This window comes from Streptomyces sp. MNU89, assembly GCF_020982505.1.
Lineage (GTDB): Bacteria > Actinomycetota > Actinomycetes > Streptomycetales > Streptomycetaceae > Streptomyces > Streptomyces xinghaiensis.
On record NZ_JAJKLL010000001.1, the window covers coordinates 2,571,860 to 2,590,830 of the forward strand.

20 protein-coding genes are annotated in these 18,971 nt (G+C 73.9%); 8 read left to right on the plus strand and 12 right to left on the minus strand.

Annotated elements, in window-relative coordinates; translation table 11 throughout:
* Window positions 1-41: 41 nt before the first annotated feature.
* The gene (locus E4N63_RS10855) at window positions 42-995 is read left to right on the plus strand and encodes an alpha/beta fold hydrolase (RefSeq protein WP_230240527.1); all 954 of its coding nucleotides are present in this window, start codon (window positions 42-44) and stop codon (window positions 993-995) included.
* A 21-nt stretch (window positions 996-1,016) separates the two neighbouring features.
* Here the strand turns inward: E4N63_RS10855 and E4N63_RS10860 are convergent, their stop codons facing one another.
* Window positions 1,017-2,003, minus strand: coding sequence for an NYN domain-containing protein (locus E4N63_RS10860; protein ID WP_125626515.1), 987 nt, complete (start codon window positions 2,001-2,003; stop codon window positions 1,017-1,019).
* Between the two features lie 342 nt (window positions 2,004-2,345).
* Here E4N63_RS10860 and E4N63_RS10865 point away from each other — a divergent pair, with 342 nt between their 5' ends.
* Window positions 2,346-2,498, plus strand: coding sequence for a hypothetical protein (locus E4N63_RS10865; protein WP_019710175.1), 153 nt, complete (start codon window positions 2,346-2,348; stop codon window positions 2,496-2,498).
* A 115-nt stretch (window positions 2,499-2,613) separates the two neighbouring features.
* On the opposite strand, the gene E4N63_RS10870 is transcribed toward E4N63_RS10865, so the two are convergent.
* From E4N63_RS10870 to E4N63_RS10885, 4 genes are all read right to left on the minus strand, one after another.
* Window positions 2,614-3,219 (minus strand): MarC family protein, encoded by a 606-nt coding sequence (locus tag E4N63_RS10870; RefSeq protein WP_043470097.1) that lies wholly within the window; start codon window positions 3,217-3,219, stop codon window positions 2,614-2,616.
* A gap of 114 nt (window positions 3,220-3,333) precedes the next feature.
* Entirely contained in the window at window positions 3,334-4,194 is an 861-nt protein-coding gene (locus E4N63_RS10875) for a PHP domain-containing protein (RefSeq protein WP_125626514.1), read from the minus strand.
* A 184-nt stretch (window positions 4,195-4,378) separates the two neighbouring features.
* Window positions 4,379-5,017, minus strand: a complete 639-nt coding sequence (locus tag E4N63_RS10880; RefSeq protein WP_125626085.1) for a DUF6758 family protein — start codon at window positions 5,015-5,017, stop codon at window positions 4,379-4,381.
* Window positions 5,018-5,150: 133 nt separating this feature from the next.
* On the minus strand, window positions 5,151-5,738 hold the full coding sequence (locus E4N63_RS10885) for a suppressor of fused domain protein (protein ID WP_125626086.1): 588 nt from the start codon (window positions 5,736-5,738) through the stop codon (window positions 5,151-5,153).
* A 548-nt stretch (window positions 5,739-6,286) separates the two neighbouring features.
* Between E4N63_RS10885 and E4N63_RS10890 the strand changes: the two genes are divergently transcribed.
* Complete coding sequence (locus E4N63_RS10890) at window positions 6,287-7,423, plus strand: magnesium and cobalt transport protein CorA (RefSeq protein ID WP_125626087.1); 1,137 nt, start codon at window positions 6,287-6,289, stop codon at window positions 7,421-7,423.
* Between the two features lie 31 nt (window positions 7,424-7,454).
* Window positions 7,455-8,006, plus strand: a complete 552-nt coding sequence (locus E4N63_RS10895) for a hypothetical protein (RefSeq protein WP_125626088.1) — start codon at window positions 7,455-7,457, stop codon at window positions 8,004-8,006.
* Between the two features lie 63 nt (window positions 8,007-8,069).
* Here E4N63_RS10895 and E4N63_RS10900 read toward each other — a convergent pair whose 3' ends face one another.
* Window positions 8,070-8,837, minus strand: coding sequence for a hypothetical protein (locus E4N63_RS10900; protein WP_125626089.1), 768 nt, complete (start codon window positions 8,835-8,837; stop codon window positions 8,070-8,072).
* A 169-nt stretch (window positions 8,838-9,006) separates the two neighbouring features.
* Between E4N63_RS10900 and E4N63_RS10905 the strand changes: the two genes are divergently transcribed.
* From E4N63_RS10905 to E4N63_RS10915, 3 genes are all read left to right on the plus strand, one after another.
* Complete coding sequence (locus E4N63_RS10905; RefSeq protein ID WP_125626090.1) at window positions 9,007-10,293, plus strand: magnesium transporter MgtE N-terminal domain-containing protein; 1,287 nt, start codon at window positions 9,007-9,009, stop codon at window positions 10,291-10,293.
* Complete coding sequence (locus tag E4N63_RS10910) at window positions 10,290-10,793, plus strand: DUF1003 domain-containing protein (protein WP_019710184.1); 504 nt, start codon at window positions 10,290-10,292, stop codon at window positions 10,791-10,793. Before E4N63_RS10905 ends, E4N63_RS10910 begins: the two co-directional genes overlap by 4 nt.
* A gap of 161 nt (window positions 10,794-10,954) precedes the next feature.
* The gene (locus E4N63_RS10915) at window positions 10,955-12,115 is read left to right on the plus strand and encodes an Mrp/NBP35 family ATP-binding protein (RefSeq protein WP_125626091.1); all 1,161 of its coding nucleotides are present in this window, start codon (window positions 10,955-10,957) and stop codon (window positions 12,113-12,115) included.
* 112 nt (window positions 12,116-12,227) lie between these two features.
* On the opposite strand, the gene E4N63_RS10920 is transcribed toward E4N63_RS10915, so the two are convergent.
* The 5 genes from E4N63_RS10920 to sigE form a co-directional block, all read right to left on the minus strand.
* Entirely contained in the window at window positions 12,228-12,914 is a 687-nt protein-coding gene (locus tag E4N63_RS10920) for a hypothetical protein (RefSeq protein ID WP_230240528.1), read from the minus strand.
* 117 nt (window positions 12,915-13,031) lie between these two features.
* Window positions 13,032-13,517, minus strand: a complete 486-nt coding sequence (locus E4N63_RS10925) for a sec-independent translocase (RefSeq protein WP_125626093.1) — start codon at window positions 13,515-13,517, stop codon at window positions 13,032-13,034.
* A 214-nt stretch (window positions 13,518-13,731) separates the two neighbouring features.
* Window positions 13,732-14,793, minus strand: coding sequence for a S1C family serine protease (locus tag E4N63_RS31475; RefSeq protein WP_374112738.1), 1,062 nt, complete (start codon window positions 14,791-14,793; stop codon window positions 13,732-13,734).
* Window positions 14,794-15,984: 1,191 nt separating this feature from the next.
* Complete coding sequence (locus E4N63_RS10935; protein ID WP_230240529.1) at window positions 15,985-16,821, minus strand: anti-sigma factor; 837 nt, start codon at window positions 16,819-16,821, stop codon at window positions 15,985-15,987.
* Window positions 16,818-17,612 (minus strand): RNA polymerase sigma factor SigE, encoded by a 795-nt coding sequence (sigE, locus tag E4N63_RS10940; protein ID WP_125625498.1) that lies wholly within the window; start codon window positions 17,610-17,612, stop codon window positions 16,818-16,820. The genes E4N63_RS10935 and sigE overlap by 4 nt, the downstream gene beginning before the upstream one ends.
* 140 nt (window positions 17,613-17,752) lie before the next feature.
* Between sigE and E4N63_RS10945 the strand changes: the two genes are divergently transcribed.
* Entirely contained in the window at window positions 17,753-18,421 is a 669-nt protein-coding gene (locus tag E4N63_RS10945) for an O-methyltransferase (RefSeq protein ID WP_230240530.1), read from the plus strand.
* 121 nt (window positions 18,422-18,542) lie between these two features.
* On the opposite strand, the gene E4N63_RS10950 is transcribed toward E4N63_RS10945, so the two are convergent.
* Window positions 18,543-18,710: a DUF3117 domain-containing protein gene (locus tag E4N63_RS10950; RefSeq protein ID WP_003966491.1), complete on the minus strand. Its 168-nt coding sequence runs from the start codon at window positions 18,708-18,710 to the stop codon at window positions 18,543-18,545.
* Window positions 18,711-18,971 lie beyond the last annotated feature (261 nt).

An 18,971-nucleotide genomic window follows, 5' to 3' on the forward strand; every position in this document is an offset into this window, starting at 1 on the left:
CCGTTCCTTCGTCGCCGGCGCGGACCGATAGCCTCGGGCCCATGAGCAGGCCGCCGTTCCTCACCCTGCCCGCGTGCGCCCGGGCCCGCCGTCTTCCCACCGCGCGCGGCGACTTCGCCGTGCACGAGGCCGTACCGCCCGCGGGCACGGCGCCCCGGGGCACCGCCCTTCTGATTCCCGGCTACACGGGGAGCAAGGAGGACTTCATCGCGCTGCTGGAGCCGCTGGCGCTGGCCGGTTTCCGGGTGGTCGCGGTGGACGGGCGGGGGCAGCACGAGAGCGGGGGCCCGCGCGAGGAGTCCGCCTACGCGCAGGCCGAGCTGGCCCGGGACATACTCGCCCAGACCGTGGCGGTGCGGGCGGAGACGCCCGGGTCCGCACCGGCCGGTCCCCTGCATCTGCTGGGGCACTCGTTCGGCGGGCTGATCGGCCGGGCCGCCGTGCTGCTGGATCCGGCGCCCTTCACCTCCCTGACGCTGATGAGCTCCGGCCCGGCGGCGATCGCGCCGGCGCAGCAGGCCCGGACCAAGCAGCTGGTCGACGCCCTGCGGGTGATGGACATGGAGTCGGTCTGGCAGGCCATGCGGGAGTCCGACGCCCGGGCGGCCGCCGGGGTCGGGAACGGAGCGGCGGGCACCCCGGAGGTGGCCGACATCGCGGACGCCCCGGAGGTCCCCGACGCCACGGCGGCGTTTCTGCACCGCCGCTGGATGGCCACGGTGCCGGAGCAACTGATCGCCACCGGGCGGCAGTTGATCGCCGAGCCGGACCGGGTGGCGGAGCTGGCCACCGTGCGGCTGCCGATCCACGTGCTGTCGGGCACGGTCGACCACGCCTGGCCGGTGGCGCTGATGGAGGAGATGGCGGTACGGCTGGGCGCGCGGCGCACCGTCATCGAGGGCGCGGAGCACTCGCCGAACGCCGAGCGCCCGCGGGAGACGGCACGGGCGCTGGCGCGGTTCTGGGCGGCGGCCGGAGACGGGGCCGGGGACTGAGCTCCGTCCGCCCGGAGGCCGTCAGTACTGCGGACGCAGATGGTCCCAGAAGCCGTCGCGCAGGATCCGGCGCAGACCGGCGTGGCCGCGCAGGGAGTGCTGGAGCAGTTCCTCGGCCTCGTTGAGCAGTTCCTGGTCCGCCTGGGGCGGGAGATACGGATAGCCGGGCAGCATCTCGGCGAGGGCGTCCCGGCCGCGCTCGGCCAGCCAGCGGGCGGCGATCCGGGCTCCCACGAACCGTACGTCCTCCCGGCCGGGCGGGTGTCCCTCGCAGAGCACGTGGTCGCCGGCCGGCTCCGCGGCGCCCCGGCCGGTGACATAGGGCTTGCAGAACTCCAGGTCGAAGACGCGCTGGCTGTCCACCTCCCAGAGCAGCGGACCGGCCTGGTTGCGGCCGGCCACCGCCTCGATGCCCCAGAGGTGGACGCGGGCGCCGTAGCCCTGGGCGGCCTCCACGGCGGAGACGAGGTCCTCGTCCCCGCCGATCAGCACGGCGTCGCTGATGGCGCGGTGCCGGGCGAGGGACTCCAGATCGCCGCGGATCAGGGAGTCGACGCCCTTCTGCTGGTTGTTGGCGTTGAGGTTGCCGAGCCGGACCTTGACGTCGGGGAGTTCGGCGATCCGCTGCTGCTCGGGGGTGTGGATCCGGCGGCGGGCGCCGTCGTACCAGTAGACGCGGAGCAGCCGGCTGTCCGGGAAGATCGTGCGGGCCTTGTCGATGAACGCCTCGATCAGGCCCTCGGCGTCGAGGTCGAAGGCCCGCCGGTCCTCCACGCCCGTGACGAGCCGCCCGGCCGCCGCGTAGACGTATCCGGCGTCGGCGAAGACGGCGTGCGTGGAAGGGGTGGTGGCGACCTCGGCGAGCACCCGCTGCAGGAGTTCGTTGGTCCGCCGGATACCGGCCGCGACCTCGCCGAGCCCGGGGCCCGGGTACGGCTCCGGTGCGGGGTCCGCGCCCGCGGGCGGCCGCGGGAGCGGGATCGGGGAGGTCTCTGCGGCGTCGTCCATAGGGCTCCATTGTCCGGGCGGCCCTCCGGAGGACACAACCGGCCTGCGGCCGGGGCGGGCCCGGGGCGGCTCCCGCGACTCCGTCCGGGCCCGCGGTGCCGCCAGGAGCCGGGGTGCCGCCCGATGCCGGCCGGGGCATTGGTTAGGCCGGGAAAAGATTTCGTTAGCGTAGGGAATGTTTGTACGGTGCACGCCGTTGGCACCGGGGAGAGGCGGGGACGGACCCACCCCGCCGACCACTCTTCCGCCACGGCCGGACGACCGCCGTGACACCGCGGGATCGCGTTCCGCGTCCCCGCACCAGCAGTTCTCCGCAGGAGGATCAGACGAAGGGAGAAGCGCTTGCGCTTCCAGATCATGCACCTCGACGACATCGACGGCTCGGCCGTCGACTGCAGCGTCGTGGACGCCGCCTCCGTCAACCGGATCGTGCAGCAGGCGGCCGCGACCGGCCGCCGCCTCTACATCCGCCCGGCCGAGACCCCGGCCTCGTAACCCGCGCCGCCGGGCCGGCCCGCGTCCGCGTCCGGCCGGACCGGCCGCCTGATCACGCCCCCGTACGCCGCGGCGCACGGGGGCGCGGTCATGCCCGGAGCGACCCGGCGCGGCGTCAGGCCTGCTCGACGAACTGGATGATCCCGTTGGCGATCTGCTGCACCGCGATGGCCGACAGCAGCATCCCGGAAAGCCTGGTCACCAGCACCACACCGCCGTCCTTGATCAGCCGGATGACCAGCAGCGAGTAGCGCATGACCAGCCACAGCACCACATGCATCACCAGGATGGCCGCCCACACCGCGAGCTGACCGCCCAGGCCGTCCGCCTCCCGCACCGCCAGGATGACGGTGACGATCGCGCCGGGCCCGGCCAGCAGCGGCATCCCCAGCGGGACGAGCGCGACATTGACGTCCTTGGTCTGCGTGGGCTCGTCCGTCTTGCCGGTCAGCAGGTCGAGGGCGATGAGCAGCAGCAGAAGCCCGCCCGCGACCATCAGCGCCGGGACGGAGACATGCAGGTAGTCGAGGATCTGCTGCCCGAAGACCCCGAAGACCGCGATGACGCCGAAGGCGACGAACACCGCCTGGAGGGCCATCCGGCGCTGCACCTTGGTGGGCCGGCCGGAGGTCAGGGCGAGGAAGATCGGGGTGATACCGGGCGGGTCCATGATCACGAAAAGGGTGACGAAGACCGAACCGAAGAGAGCGACGTCGAACACGGGGGCGCCTTGTGGGAAGAGGGGTGGAGGAGACGGACGGCGGACGGCCGGCCGCGGCCCGGATGAGGGCGGGGGCGAACGGGCCCGGGAGGACGGGCCGGGAGCGGCCGGGGCTCAGCCGCCGGTGCCGGGCACGGGGAACGCGCCGGTGGCCCGGCGCACGATCTCGCCGTAGATCTCCGGGTCGGTGGTGTACTCGCCGAGCCGGCAGTTCTTGCGGCTGCCGTGGTAGTCGCTCGATCCGGTGGTGAGCAGCCCGAGGTCCCCGGCCAGCGCACGCAGCCGGGCGCGGGCGGTGGTGTCGTGGTCCATGTGGTCCACCTCGATGCCGTCGAGACCGGCCCCGGCCAGTTCCGCGATCTCGTCCTCGCCGACATGCGCGCCGCCGCGCCGTGCCGCCAGCGGGTGGGCGAGGACGGTGACCCCTCCCGCGGCCCGGACCAGCCGGACGGCCGCGAACGGGTCGAGTTCGTGCTTCTCGGCGTACGCCCGTCCGCCGTCCGCGAGCCAGTCGGGGGTGAAGGCGTCCGACACACTGCCGACGACCCCCAGTTCGACCAGGGCCGTGGCGATGTGCGGGCGCCCGACGGAGCCGTCACCGGCGATCCGCGCCACCTGTTCCCAGGTGACCGGGACCCCCAGATCGCGCAGTTTGGCAACCATGGCCCGGGCGCGCGGCACCCGGTCGTCCCGGACCAGCTCCCGTTCCCGCTCCAGCTCCGGCTCGTCCGGGTCGAACAGGTAGGCCAGCAGATGGAGCCCGGTCCCGCCGGACGTACGGCAGGACAGCTCGGCGCCGGTGACCAGCGTGAGCCCCTCCGGGAGCGCGGCAGCGGCTTCGGCGTGGCCGCGGACCGTGTCGTGGTCGGTCAGCGCGACCACGTCCAGTCCGGCCGCGGCGGCGTTCCGCACCAGCTCGGCGGGGGTGTCGGTACCGTCCGAGGCCGTGGAGTGGGTGTGCAGGTCGATGCGCACGGCACGGCTCCAGGGACGGTACGGGACGGTGAGGGACGACGCCCCACTCTACCGGCGGCCCGCACTCCGGCCCCGGGGCCGTCCGACCCTGCCCGTACGGGCCCACCGGGCCACACGTCACGGCGGAACCGGACGGGGCTCCGCGGGGCCGCCGGGGCGGGGCGGGACCGGACGAGGCGCGGGATCAGGTGAGCAGGCGCGGGGAGAGCGCGCCGCAGGGCAGCAGGTCGATCTCGGCGCCCGCGTCCCGCAGATCGGTGAGGACCAGCTCGTCGTACATCAGCAGCCCGGTCTGCTCGGGCCAGACGATGGCCCAGAGCCACATGCCGAGCGCCTCACCGGCGAAGACGGCGCGGTCCGGCGGGACCTCCCGGACGGGCCAGAGGGGGGTGGGCCGGCCGGCCGCGTGCAGCTTCACGTCCGGCGGGTCGTCCACGCGCAGGTGGGGGCCGGGGTCCGGGCCGTCGATTCCCGCGTAGCGGGCGCCCAGCCCGACGCCCAGTTCCTCGGCGACGAGCAGCAGTTCGCCCATGCCGCCCAGCGGGCCGGGGCCGGAGCAGGCGACGGCGGTGGCGCGGCCGCCGCTGCGGTCGTCACCCGCGCACGCGATGCCGGTGAACAGCCAGCCGACCGGCAGCGGCCAGGGCATCCACACCGGGACCCGGGCCCGCTTCACCACGACCGTGAGGGCTTCGACGCTGGGCGGGACGACCGGCTGCAGAGGATGAACCGTGCCGTGCACATCGCACTGCCAGGTGTCCGCGAAGAGTCCGGGCGGCCGGACCCTCCCACCGCACTTCGGGCAACTCGGTTCACCCCTCATAAGGACCAACGGTCCTCTCCGGCACCCGTTGCGTCAAGGACGATCACTCGTCCGGGGGCGCAAAAGTCCGACAAACGCCGGACGCATATGACATCCCGCGGACGTAGCCGGCACGGCCCGCCGGCGGCCGGTGTCAGTCCGCCAGGGCGACGCCCGCGCGCAGCGGATCGCGCAGGTCCGTGCCGTGGGCCAGCCAGCGCTCCTCCAGCGCCGCGGCGCCGTGCACCCGCTTCCACGCCGCCTCGTTGGCCGTCATCGGCAGCAGGGGGAGGAAGCGGACGGGGTCCATGGGCTCGTCCAGCTCCAGGTCCTCCACCAGACCGCCCGGCTCGGCCACCAGGACGGAGCCGAAGGGCGCCCCGGGCCAGAGCGGCTCGCCGAGGTCGAGCGAGGCGCCGGGGGCGATCACCACGCCCTCCACCTGCGGAGAGGCGGCGAGCACGGCCAGCGGCCTGAACACCTGGTCGGTGTCCGCGTACCCCGGACGGACGGAGAGGACGAGTTCGGCGCGGGGGCCGCGCACCGGGTCGGCGGTCACGGCCGTCGGGTCGGTCATGGGGTGGGCGGACATCCCGAGGGTGGCGTATCTCACGAGGCCCCCGTCGCGGAAGCGGAGCACCTCGACGCGGTCCGCGCCCAGGAAGGTGACGGCCGCGCGGGCCTCGGGCTCGCCGAGTGCGGAGCTCAGCCGGGCTTCCACCAGCTGCGAAACGTGAGACATGGGGCGAGCATAGACGCGAGGGAGAAGGGTGGGCCGCCCGCACGGAGGCGTCCCGGCATCACATATGACTGCTAGTCTGAGCCGTCGGCCAGGACGTGCGTGCGAGAGCACCGTCCGAACGCGGCCGGATGTCAGTCTCGCGGCACGCGCCGCGATCGGCGCTTCCCCCACGGGGGACCGACCGGAGGAGGTGGGGCTGCACATGGATCCGAGTCGACCGTGCAGTACCGGCAGCTCTTCCGCACCGCGGCTGTTCCTCGCGATCTGAGCCCTGACGTACCCCACCGCGCAGCGCGGTAATCGTCCGGTCCCAGGATTTCTCCCCACCACCCGAGGGCACCCGGAGACCGTCACCGCGGAGTTCCGCAGCGCACGGCGGAAGAGCATTCCGTCTCCATCCCGTTCCGTGTCCGCAGCGATACCCGCCGCTCGCCGCGCGACCCGCCGCACCGCCGGCTTTGCGGACGTTCGGCCGTACGCCGCCGTACGCCCCCATTCCCGGCAGTGCTGCCCGTCCGCCCGGTGGCCGGCCCGCGAAGGAGCTTGCCATGTCCATGATCCGCGACTTGCGAGCGGCGGTGCGCCCGTCGTTCCGCCCCTCCCTGCGCAAGGGACACCCCTACCCGGGCACGGCCGTCCCGCCCGGCTGCCCCGACGCCCCGAGCGCCGTGGTGGACTGCGCCGTCTACCAGGACGGCCGCCGCAGCCGCGACCGCCTCTCCCCCGCCGCCGCCGTGGAGCGGGTGCGTTCCGAGGGGGGCTTCGTCTGGATCGGCCTGCACGAGCCGACGGAAGCCGAATTCGCCGGTATCGCCCGGGAGTTCGAGCTGCACCCGCTGGCCGTCGAGGACGCCGTCCACGCCCACCAGCGGCCGAAGCTGGAGCGCTACGACGACACCCTCTTCACCGTCTTCAAGACCATCCACTACGTGAAGCACGCCGAACTCACCGCCACCAGCGAGGTCGTGGAGACCGGCGAGGTCATGTGCTTCACCGGCCGGGACTTCGTCATCACCGTCCGGCACGGCGGCCACGGATCCCTGCGGGGCCTCCGCCACCGGCTGGAGGACGACCCGGAACTGCTGGTCAAAGGGCCGTCCGTGGTGCTGCACGCCATCGCCGACCAGACCGTCGACGGGTACATCGCGGTCGCCGACGCCGTGCAGGACGACATCGACGAGGTCGAGATCGATGTCTTCAGCTCGGCGCCGGCCGGCGGCGGGACCCGCGGCGGAACCCGCGGCGGCGACGCCGGGCGCATCTACCAGCTCAAGCGCGAGGTCCTGGAGTTCAAGCGGGCGGTGTCACCGCTGCTGCGGCCGATGCAACTGCTCAGCGAGCGGCCGATGCGGATGGTCGACCCGGAGATCCAGACCTACTTCCGGGACGTCGCCGACCACCTCGCCCGGGTCAACGAGCAGGTGGTCTCCTTCGACGACCTGCTCAACTCGATCCTCCAGGCCAACCTGGCGCAGGCGACCGTCGCGCAGAACGAGGACATGCGCAAGATCACGGCCTGGGCGGCCATCATCGCCGTCCCCACCATGATCTGCGGGGTCTACGGCATGAACTTCTCCTACATGCCGGAGACCGACTGGAAGTACGGCTATCCCGTGGTGATGGCGGCGATCGCCGGGATCTGTCTCACCATGTACCGGCTCTTCAAGCGCAACGGCTGGCTGTGACCGCCCGCCGCGGCTGCGTAGGCTGGCGGGCATGACAAGCACGCAGGGGCAGACGGGGGCGCCGGCGACGCCGCTGGAACGCGCGATCGTCGAGGAGGCCGCGAAGAAGTCCGCACTGGTCTGGGTACGGGGCTCCGAGGGCCCGGACCGCGCCCTGTGGCACGTCTGGCACGAGGGCGCCGTGTGCGTGGTCGGCGACGGACCCGGCGAGCAGCCGCTCACCGGGCTCGGCCGGGCGGACGGCGCCCGCGCCACCGCGACGGTGACCCTGCGGAGCAAGGACAAGGGCGGACGGCTGGTCTCCTTCGAGGCCGCCGTCACCGAACTCCCGCCCGGTTCCGGGGAGTGGGCCGCGGCCGTCGCCGAGCTGAAGGGCAAGCGGCTCAACGCGCCCGACTCCGAGACCATCACCGAGCGGTGGGCGCGCGAGTGCCGGGTGCTGCGGCTGACCCCGGCCGGCGGCCCGGCGCCGCTGCCGGACGGTTCGCTGGCCGCGGCCCCGCCGGCCACGCCCGCCACCACCCGGCGGGCGGCGCCGGGCGCGCTGCCGAAGCTGCTTCTGCGGGGGCGCGGGCGCCGCTGACGCGGAGCGGGACGGGCCGAGGGGAGCGGGAAGCACGGGCCGGCGGCGCGGCGGCCGCGCCCGTCACTCCGTGGTGATCTCCTGCCCGTAGTCGACGATGTCGTTCTTCTCCGGGGCCTTGAGCCCGAAGTCCTTGTTCCAGTCGGTGAGCCGGAGAACTCCCGCGTCCCCGGCCCGCTGGAAGCGCAGCGGATAGGGCGTGCCCTCCAGGGAGACGTCGATGGTGCCGCCGGTGCCGCCACCGGCCGCCACCCGTATCGCGCGGACGCCGCCGATCTCCGTGCGCTCCCCCTTGGACCGGTCGCCGTGCAGGACGAGCAGCCCGTCGAGCAGCACGCTCATGTCGGTGAACCCGGTGAACTGCTGGTACGCGGGGTCGGCCGGGGGCACCTTGACGTACTTGTCGTCGAGTTTCCCGGCCGCCTCGGCGTCGGCCTTGCTCGGCTTCTCCTGCTGGCTCTTCCAGAACGCCGCGTCGGCCTTGAGATAAAGGTCCTTCTCGACACGCAGCAGTTCGAAGGTGCTGGAGCCGGTGGTGACCCGGCCGCTGCCGCCGTCCTCCCTGAGCCGCATGTCGAGCTCGTACGTCCGGCCCTTGCTCACGACGTTGCCGGACAGCCGGACGGCGTCGGCCGCGTCCGCCGCCTTGATGGCCCTGCCCTCGATCTTCTTGGCGGAGAGCTTGCCGACCCCGTTCGTTCCCGCGTCCGGATCCTCCTCCTCCGCGGAGCATCCCGTGAGGGCCGCGGTGAGGCCCAGCAACACCGCGGCCACAGACGCCGCGTAGCGTGTGCGGGGGGCGGCGGCCGTGGTCCGGAGATGTGCGGTCACGTCGGTTGTGCCTCCTGAGTGCGGGGGAACTCGACGGCAGCGTACCGGTGCTGTCCAGGCCCCCCGGCGGGCCCGCGGGCCGCCGCCGGCGCCACGGCGGGCGGGACCGGGGCACGTTAGCCTGAACCCAGTCATCAGCCCGTTTTTCCCGGCAAAGGAGACCCGCGCCATGGCGTCAGGCACCCCCCGGGTGTTCGTCTCGCACCTCGCGGGTGTCCCGGTGTTCGATCCCAATGGCGACCAGGTGGGGCGGGTCCGGGACCTCGTGGCGATGCTGCGGCTGGGGAACAGGCCGCCGAGACTGGTCGGTCTGGTCGTCGAAGTGGTCAGCCGGCGGCGCATCTTCGTCCCCATGACCCGGGTGACCGGCGTCGAGTCGGGGCAGGTGATCACCACCGGTGTGGTGAACATGCGCCGCTTCGAGCAGCGGGCGACCGAGACCCTGGTGCTCGGCGAACTGCTCGACCGGCGTGTGCGCCTGGTGGAGAGCGGTGAGGAGGTGACGGTGCTCGACGTGGGGATCATCCAGCTCCCGGCGCGCCGCGACTGGGAGATCGACAAGGTGTTCGTCCGGCGCGGCAAGGGCGGCGCCCTGCGGCGGCGCGGGGAGGCGCTGACCGTCGACTGGTCGGCCGTCACCGGCTTCTCCCTGGAGGAGCACGGCCAGGGCGCCGCCAACCTGCTCGCCACCTTCGAACAGCTGCGCCCGGCCGACCTGGCCAATGTGCTGCACCATCTCTCCGCCAAGCGCCGTGTGGAGGTCGCCTCGGCCCTCGACGACGACCGGCTCGCCGACATCCTGGAGGAGCTCCCGGAGGACGACCGGGTGGAGATCATGGGCAAGCTCAAGGAGGAGCGCGCCGCGGACGTCCTGGAGGCGATGGACCCGGACGACGCCGCCGACCTGCTCTCCGAGCTGCCCGAACGCCACAAGGACCGGCTTCTCGCGCTGATGCAGCCGCAGGAGGCCGCCGGCGTCCTGCGGCTGATGTCGTACGAGGAGCGCACGGCCGGCGGGCTGATGACCACCGACCCGATCGTGCTGCGCCCGGACGCGACCGTCGCCCACGCGCTGGCCCGGGTCCGCAACAGCGACCTCTCCCCCGCGCTGGCCGCCCAGGTGTACGTCACCCGGCCGCCGGACGAGACCCCCACCGGCAAGTTCCTCGGCACCGTGCACTTCCAGCGGCTGCTGCGCGACCCGCCGTTCACCCTCGTCGGCTCCATCGTCGACAAGGACCTGCAGCCGCTGCGCCCAGAGACCCCGCTGACCGAGGTCACCAGCTATCTCGCCACCTACAACCTGGTCGCGGCCGCCGTCGTCGACGAGAGCGGTTCGCTGCTGGGCGCGGTGACCGTCGACGACGTCCTCGACCACCTGCTCCCGGAGGACTGGCGGGAGACGGAGTTCCACGGGCCGGCCGGCATCGAGAACCTGTCCGGAGGCAGCCGATGAGCACGACCGAACGCACCCGCCTCGACCAGCCGCGGGCCCCCCGCCGCAGCCTGATGCCCGAGTACGACCCGGAGGCCTTCGGCCGCGTCTCCGAGAAGATCGCGCGGTTCCTCGGCACCGGGCGGTTCATCGTCTGGATGACGGTCGTCATCGTGCTGTGGCTGCTGTGGAACACCTTCGGCCCGGCCGCGCTGCGCTTCGACGAGTACCCGTTCATCTTCCTGACGCTGATGCTCTCCCTGCAGGCGTCCTACGCCGCGCCGCTGATCCTGCTCGCGCAGAACCGGCAGGACGACCGGGACCGGGTCAACCTCGAACAGGACCGCAAGCAGAACGAGCGCAGCATCGCGGACACCGAGTACCTGACCCGGGAGATCGCCGCCCTGCGGATGGGCCTGGGCGAGGTCGCCACCCGGGACTGGATCCGCTCCGAGTTCCAGGACCTGCTCAAGGAGCTGGAGGGCCGCACGGCGGCCGGCGAGCGCTCCGCGGAGCGCTGACGGCGGGGCCGGTCCCCGCCCCGCGCCCGTCCGGGCGCGGACCGCCGCGCGGCCCGCCGCCCGGTCCGTCCGCGCCCGTCCGCGCCCCGGCTCCGGGAACTGTGACGCACCTCCCGGACCGGCCGTCCGCACAGCCGCGCGGGCGCCGTACCATCGACGGTATGGCTACCGACACTCCCCCCGTCTCCACGCCCTCCGAGGAGGCGGTGCGCGCCGCCCTCGCGACGGTCAACGACCCGGAGATCCACCGCCCCATCACCGAACTCGGGATGGTCAAGTCGGTGGACATCGCCGCCGGTGGCTCCGTCGCGGTCGGCGTGTACCTGACGGTGTCCGGCTGCCCGCTGCGCGACACGATCACCCGTGAGGTCACCGAGGCGGTCTCCGCCGTCGAGGGCGTCACCTCCGTGAGCGTCGAGCTGGACGTGATGAGCGACGAGCAGCGCAAGGAGCTGGCCGCCGCGCTCCGCGACGGCAAGGCCGAGCGCGAGGTGCCCTTCGCCAAGCCCGGCTCGCTCACCCGCGTCTACGCGGTGGCCTCCGGCAAGGGCGGTGTCGGCAAGTCCTCGGTGACGGTCAACCTCGCCGCGGCGATGGCCGCCGACGGCCTGAAGGTCGGGGTCGTCGACGCCGACATCTACGGCCACTCGGTGCCCCGCATGCTGGGTACGGAGGCCCGTCCGACCCAGGTCGAGGACATGATCATGCCGCCCTCGGCGCATGGCGTGAAGGTCATCTCCATCGGCATGTTCACCCCCGGCAACGCCCCCGTGGTGTGGCGCGGGCCGATGCTGCACCGGGCGCTCCAGCAGTTCCTCGCGGACGTCTTCTGGGGCGACCTCGACGTGCTGCTGCTCGACCTGCCGCCGGGCACGGGCGACATCGCCATCTCCGTGGCGCAGCTCGTCCCCGGCGCGGAGATCCTGGTGGTCACCACACCCCAGCAGGCGGCGGCCGAGGTCGCCGAGCGGGCCGGCTCCATCGCCGTGCAGACCCATCAGAAGATCGTCGGTGTGGTCGAGAACATGTCGGGGATGCCCTGCCCGCACTGCGACGAGCTGGTGGACGTCTTCGGCAGCGGCGGCGGTGAGCGGGTCGCCGAGGGGCTGACCCGGACCACCGGTGCGAACGTGCCGGTGCTCGGCACCATCCCGATCGACGTCCGGCTGCGCGAGGGCGGCGACGAGGGCCGTCCCATCGTGCTCACCGACCCGGAGTCCCCGGCCGGCAGCGCGCTGCGCTCGATCGCGGGCAAGCTCGGCGGCCGCAAGCGCGGGCTGTCGGGGATGGCGCTGGGGATCACCCCGCGCAACAAGTTCTGAGCCCCGCGGACTCCCGGCCGTCCGGGAGCTTCCGCGCCGCGGGCCCCGTTCCGCCGCCCCTTGTCCTTGGGTTCCAGGGGGCGGCGGAACGGGGCCCGCGGCCGTTCTCCGCTCAGCCGGCGTACCCGGCGATGTCCTTGATCGCCGAGAAGCCCAGTCCGTAGGGGCTCATGCCGCGTCCGTACGCGCCGAGCAGCACGCCGCCCGGCGCCTCGCCGGCCAGCACCCAGCCGTACTCGGACTCGCGGTGGCGGAAGGGCGTGGGCACCCCGTCGACCGGCAGCGACAGCACCGACCAGGCCGGGCCGTCCAGGTCGTCGGCGAGCTCCCAGGCGATCGCCGTCTGCTGCTCCAGCCAGTCCTCGCGGAGCGAGCGCTCCATCTGGTTGGGCCAGGTGCGGGACAGCAGCCCCGAGCCGGCGAGCCAGGCGGCCGAGGAGACCGAGGTGGCCTCCAGGGTGCCGGTGCCGTCGGCGCTGCTGCGCACGGGCCGGTCGGCCACCGTGACGACGATCACGAAGCGCTGGTCCCGCTCTTCCGTCTCCGCCCGGTACGAGGGGACCTCACCGTGCCCGGTGGAGCCGTGCTCGACCGTGCCGTCGGCGGCGGTCCCCACGCCGGTCAGCCAGCGGGGACCGGTGAACGCCTCGTCCAGGCCGTACCACGGGAAATCGGCCCGCAGATACCCGTCCGCCGGGCGGGATTCCAGAGCCCTCCGGACCCTGTCCCCGACCGCCGCCCCGGAGCCCTCGGCCTCCTCCAGCGCTCCCTGCGCCCCTGCCCGGCTCGTCGTCTCCATCTGCGTGGTCCTTCCTCATTGCCCCGTTGCCGAAGGGCGAACCGCCGAGCGGGCGGGCTGACCCCGGACACAGGGAGGATAACCACACCAGTCGTTTCGTTCGGACATATGGCTGGTTCAGGTGGCATCCGCATCGAAGGGCGGACGCTCGCCCGGCTCCAGCCCGTCCCGCTTCCGCAGCAGGTCGGAGCCGCCGCCCGCGCTCCCCGTACCACCCGGGGACTTCTCCAGGGAGAGGCGGGAACCACTCGCGGAGCCGCCGCCGGACGCGTCACCGTCCCGGCCGTTGACGGCGTCCGCCACCTCGTTCATCTCCTTGCGGAGGTCGAGGCTGCTGCGGATCTCCTTGATCCCGAGCTCGTCGTTGTCCAGGAGCTGCTTGCGGACGAAGTTCTTCGGGTTCAGGTCGTCGAATTCGAAGTCCTTGAACTCGGGGCCCAGTTCCGAGCGGATGTCCGCCTTGGCGTTCTCCGAGAAGTCCCGGATCTTCCGGATGAAGCGCGAGGTGTCCTGGATCACCTTGGGCAGCTTCTCCGGGCCGAAGACGAGCACCGCGAGGATCACGAGCGCCACGAGCTCCAGTGCGCCTATGTCGTTGAACACCGTGCAGCTCCTTGGGACGTCCACGGCCCGCTTGTCGGGTGGGTCTCCGCCGCCGTGGACGGTGGGGGAACGAGGTCGGGGCCTGTCCACGGTACCCGGCGGTGCGGGGTGGACGGTACTGCCGGGGGAACGGCACGGTGAAGCCCGGGGGTCCCCCGGGGGGCGGTTTCCGGCAGGGGCGGCCGCGCCGTGCGGAGCGGCCGCGGCCCGGCCGTCATTCGTCGTCGCTCGCCGACCCCAGGGTCAGCCGCAGCGTGCGCTCCCGGCCGTCCCGCTCCAGGGTGAGCTCCAGCCGGTCGCCGGGGCGGTGCGCGCGGATCTTCACGATGAGCTCCTCGCCGTTGTGCACCCGGGCGCCGTTCACCGCGGTGATGACGTCACCGGCCCGGATGCCCGCCCTGTCGCCCGGGCCGTCGGGGGTGACCGCCGGACGGTCGCCGTCGTCCACGCCGACCCGGGCGCCGTCGCCCGCGAAGCGCATGTCGAGAGTGACCCCTATCACAGGGTGGGTGGCCCGGCCGGTGTTGATCAGCTCCTCGGCGACCCGCTTGCCCTGGTTGACCGGAATGGCGAAGCCGAGGCCGATGCTGCCGCCCTGGCTGGCGCCGAGACCCGTCTCGTCGTCGGCGGCCCGGATCGCGCTGTTGATCCCGATGACGCGGCCCTCCCCGTCCATCAGCGGGCCGCCGGAGTTCCCGGGGTTGATGGGCGCGTCCGTCTGGATGGCGTCCACATAGCTGACGTCGCTCCCCCCGTCGTCCCCGCCCCCCGCCGTGATCGGGCGCTCCTTGGCGCTGATGATGCCGGAGGTGACGGTGCCCGCGAGGTCGTACGGGGCGCCGATCGCGACGACCGGGTCGCCGACGCGGACCGAGTCGGAGTTGCCGAGCCGCAGCGGACGCAGCCCGCGGACGCCGGAGACCCTGACCACCGCGAGGTCGTAGCCGCTGTCGCGGCCGACGATCTCCGCCTCGGCCGTCGTGCCGCCGCTGAACGTCACGGAGATGTCGCCGCCCGACGCCGCCGCCTCCACGACATGGTTGTTGGTCAGGATGTGGCCCCGCCGGTCGAGGACGAAGCCGGTGCCCGTCCCCTCCTTGCCGCCGCCCTTGACGTGGAAGGTCACCACACCGGGCAGCGCGGCCTCGGCGATGCCCGCGATGCTGCGGGGGTCGCGGGGGCGGTCCTCGGCGGGCGCCTGCGGCAGCGCGACGTCGACCACGCCGCCGTTGCGTTCGACGTACGCGCCGACGCCGCCGCCGATGCCTCCAGCCACCAGCGTGAGCAGCAGCGCGCCGGCCAGCAGGGCGCCCCGGGATGGGCTCCGGCGGCGGCGCGCGGCGGGCCCCGGCCCGTCCGGGGAGGGGAAAGCCGTCCCGGTGACCGGGGAGCCGGGAGCGCGCCAGGGGTCGTACCGCTCCCAGTGTCCGCCGGTTCCCGCTGCCGACGGCACCGCGGGCGGGACCGGTGCGGCCGGCGGCCCGGCAGCCGGTCCGGCGGGAACGGGAGCGGGCGCGGCCCCGGTGAGGCATCGCCGGTTGCCGGGGACGACGGGGCCGTGCCCTCCGATGCCGCGTCAACAGCGGGCGCGGGGCGGCGGAAGAGGCCGCGGGTGCGGTCCCGGCGGCGGGGCGGAGCCCTCCGCCGCCGGGGAGCCGGGGCCGGTACGGGCGGGCCCTGCGGCGGCACGGCGGCGTCCGCCGCGGGCGGCGGTACGGCCGCGGGGAGCGGCCGGCGGCCGCGTCCTCCGCGCCCGTCCCGGCCGCCGGCGGAGGGACCGCCGCCTCCGCCGGCAGGGCGGTGCCCCGGGCCGGAGTCACCGCGGGACGCTGGACCGGCGGCGCGGGGCCCAGGGGCCGGGGTGCCGTAGGGCGGGGTGCCGCAGGGATCGGACGGATGCCGCGGCTCCCCGGCGGGCCGTTCCGCATCCGGGGCGGACGGGACCGGCGCGGGCGGTGGCACGGGCGGTGGCACAGGGAGTCCGTCCACGGGCGCCCCGGGAGCCGGAGGGCCGGAAGGGGGACGGGATCGGCCGGAGTGCCCGGGCCGGTCGCGGCGGGCGGGGCGGCGGGGGCGGCTCGGGGCGGGGGCGGCGCGGGGCCGGTGCCGGGTCGGGGCGGTGCCGCCCTGGCTCCACCACTGCGGCTTCGGGCCGGTGGCCTTGCCCTGGTTCATGTTCTCCCCACAGTCCGTCCGCGGCGCGAGCCGCCCGCGGTCCACCGTGCGATTCAACCAGGTTCACTCGCCGCTCCGCAGGGGTCCGGTTCCGGCCGGTCCGGAACGGACGGCTCAGCGGGCGGCGGGCGGCAGGAAGGCGGTGGCCGTGGCGCCGCCCGCGAGCGGCGCCACCCGATTCCCCGGTTCGGGGGTCCGCGTCGGGGCGGAGGGCCCGGTGAGCGTCGTCGGGGAGGGGAGAGCGCCGGACCGCCGAGCGGGGCGCCCGGGAGCCCGTCGCTCAGCCGGGCGTTCATGAGGTGGCGTATGAGCGGCGAGAGCGCGGCGTCGGCGGGGAGCAGCGGAGCGGGCGGCTCAGCGCCTGTTCCGGGTGGGTGGTCGGGGTGGGCGTCCCCGGACCGGCCGGCGCGGCGGACTGCGGAAGGTCCACGCTGGTGGCGCCGCCGGAGCGGCCGGAACCGTCCCCCGCGGCGACCGAGGCGGCGACCACGTCGCCGGCCCCCGCGGTGCCGGGCCGGTCCGCCGTGCCCGCGGTGTCGGCCCGGCCTCTCGGGCCGTCCACCGCCGCTTCCAGCGGCAGGGCACCGCCGAGCGCGAAGGCGGCCAGCGACACCGCTCCCGCGGCGGCGAAGGCGAAACGGCGGCTGCGCTGCTGATGCCCCTGGCGCACACCCGGCGCCAGGGCGGAGACGGAGGGCGCGGGGCGGCGGGCGAACTCGTGGACGCGGAAGCCGCTCCGCCGGGCCCCACCGGACACGGCCACGGCGGCCTCGGCCCCACCGCCGGTGAACCAGTCGGGCGGTGCGGAACGGCCGGACCGCGGGCCGCGCTCGGCGGGGGAGGACACCGGGCCGCCGAACGGGCCGTCCGGGCTCTCCGGTGATCCGTCTCCCGCGGGCAGGCTCTGCAGACGGGCGAGCAGCCCCGCCGACGGCGGCGGGGGGGCCGCCTCGGCGAAGACGTTCTTCAGCCGCCGCTGGGCGTCGGCCTCGGCCCGGCACTTGCAGCAGGTGGCGAGATGGGCGAGCACCCGCTCGCGCATGTCGTGGCCGAGCTCCCCGTCCACCAGCGCGGCGAGACGGTCGCCCAGATGCTGCTCGGCGGGGCTCGCGCCGCCCGATCCGGTCACGCCGTCCCGACCTCTCCTCCGAGTCCTCCCTGTCCCGGGAGCGCGGTGGCGAAGGCGCGCTGCTGCTCGGCACGGGCCGCGGGCGACCGGTGCTGGAGCGCCTTGCGCAGATGGGAACGGCCGCGGTGGATGCGGCTGCGCACGGTGCCGAGCTTCACGCCGAGGGTGGCGGCGATCTCCTCGTAGGACAGCCCCTCGATGTCGCACAGCACGACGGCGGCGCGGAACTCGGGGGCGAGGGTGTCCAGCGCCTGCTGCACGTCGGCGTCGAAGTGGGCGTCGTGGAAGTGCTGCTGCGGGGAGGGCTCGCGGCTGGGGAGCCGCTCGGCGGCGTCGTCCCCGAGGGCGTCGAAGCGGATGCGCTGCCGGCGGCGGACCATGTCCAGGAAGAGATTGGTGGTGATCCGGTGCAGCCAGCCCTCGAAGGTGCCGGGGGTGTAGGTGGACAGCGAGCGGAAGACGCGGACGAAGACCTCCTGGGTGAGGTCCTCGGCGTCGTGCTGGTTTCCCGTCAGGCGGTAGGCCAGGCGGTAGACCCGCGCGCTGTGGGTGCTGACGATCTCCTCCCAGGTGGGAGGGGTCCACGCGGGGGACTCCCCCTCACCGAACGACGCCGTCGTGGAGAAGGTCGCGGTGGCGGTGGAGTCGGCGGGACGCGGACGGTCAGCGGTGTCGGTCACGGATTTCGGCTCACCGGAGTACCTGCGGAGGCGGCGGAGCACCCCCCGGTCACCGGCTGCAGCCGCACCTCCCCTGGTGGCTCTGGTGGTGTCCAGTGGAGCACCTACCATAGCCAGCTCGCCCGTTAGCTCCGGATAAGCATCCTTGACCCGCTTTTCGGTCACCGCTCTCCCGACCCCTTTCCTTCTCCCCGCTGGGCTAACGTCCGGTCCCATCAGCGGGTTCCCGAGGGCAGCGGATACAGTCACCGTTGCGTCGACTACGGGGACAGGAGAGGGCCATTACCGGCAACCGGCAGACGAGCTGGGCGTTCGCCGATGCGTTCGTCGCCGAGGACGAGACCCTGCTCTGGGCCCGGGACCGGGCCCGCGAGGCGGGGCTCCGCTCGGTGTCGGCCAGCACCGGTGCCGCCCTGCGCCTGCTCGCCGCCACGGTGGACGCCAAGGCCGTGGCGGAGATCGGCACCGGCACCGGCGTCTCCGGGATCCATCTTCTGCACGGCATGCGGCCGGACGGTGTGCTCACGACCGTGGACACCGACCCCGAGTGCCAGCAGTTCGCGCGCCAGGCCTTCCGCGCGGCCGGCTTCGCCGCCAACCGCGCCCGCTTCATCCCCGGCCACGCGCTGGACGTGCTGCCCCGGCTGGCCGACGGCGGTTACGACCTCGTCTTCTGCGACGGCGACCGCGCCGAGTGCCTCGACTACCTCGATGAATCGTTGCGCCTGCTGCGCCCCGGCGGTCTGGTGGTCTTCGAGGGCGTCTTCGCCCACGGCCGCACCATGGACGCCTCGGCCCAGCCGCTGGAGGTGCAGCGGCTGCGCGAACTGCTGCGCACCGTGCGGGAGAGCACGGTGCTGCTCTCCTCGCTGCTCCCGGTCGGCGACGGCCTGCTCTGCGCGGTCAAGCGCGGCCCGTAGGCCCGGCGCGCGTTCCGTCCGGCCCGGCCCCCACCCCGGACACGCCACCGCCCCGGACAGGAGCCGGTACCGGAGTACGCGGCTCCCGCCGGGGCGGCGGGACGAGTGTGGTGACCCGGCCTCAGCCGACGACCTTCTTCAGAGCGTCGCCCAGCGCATCGGCCTCGTCGGGTGTGAGTTCGACGACGAGCCGACCGCCGCCTTCGAGCGGAACGCGCATGACGATGCCCCGCCCCTCCTTGGTCACCTCGAGCGGGCCGTCGCCCGTCCGCGGCTTCATGGCCGCCATGCTCGTTCCCCTTCCTGAAACCAGCTCACAGTCAGCCGACGGCCCCTGAAAGGCAGCGTCACCGGCATCGAACAGATTGCTTCCAGGCCATTATCCCGCATCGCGGGACCCGATGACCAACATCGGTCTGCATCGCTTGCACAACGGGCTTCCGCAAATACTGACAATTGGCCCATGCGGCTGCCATACTCCGCCGCCGCCCGGCCTCCCCGGCTGATCCACCGCCTTGACGCAGGTCACATGTCCGCCGCCGCCCGTCTC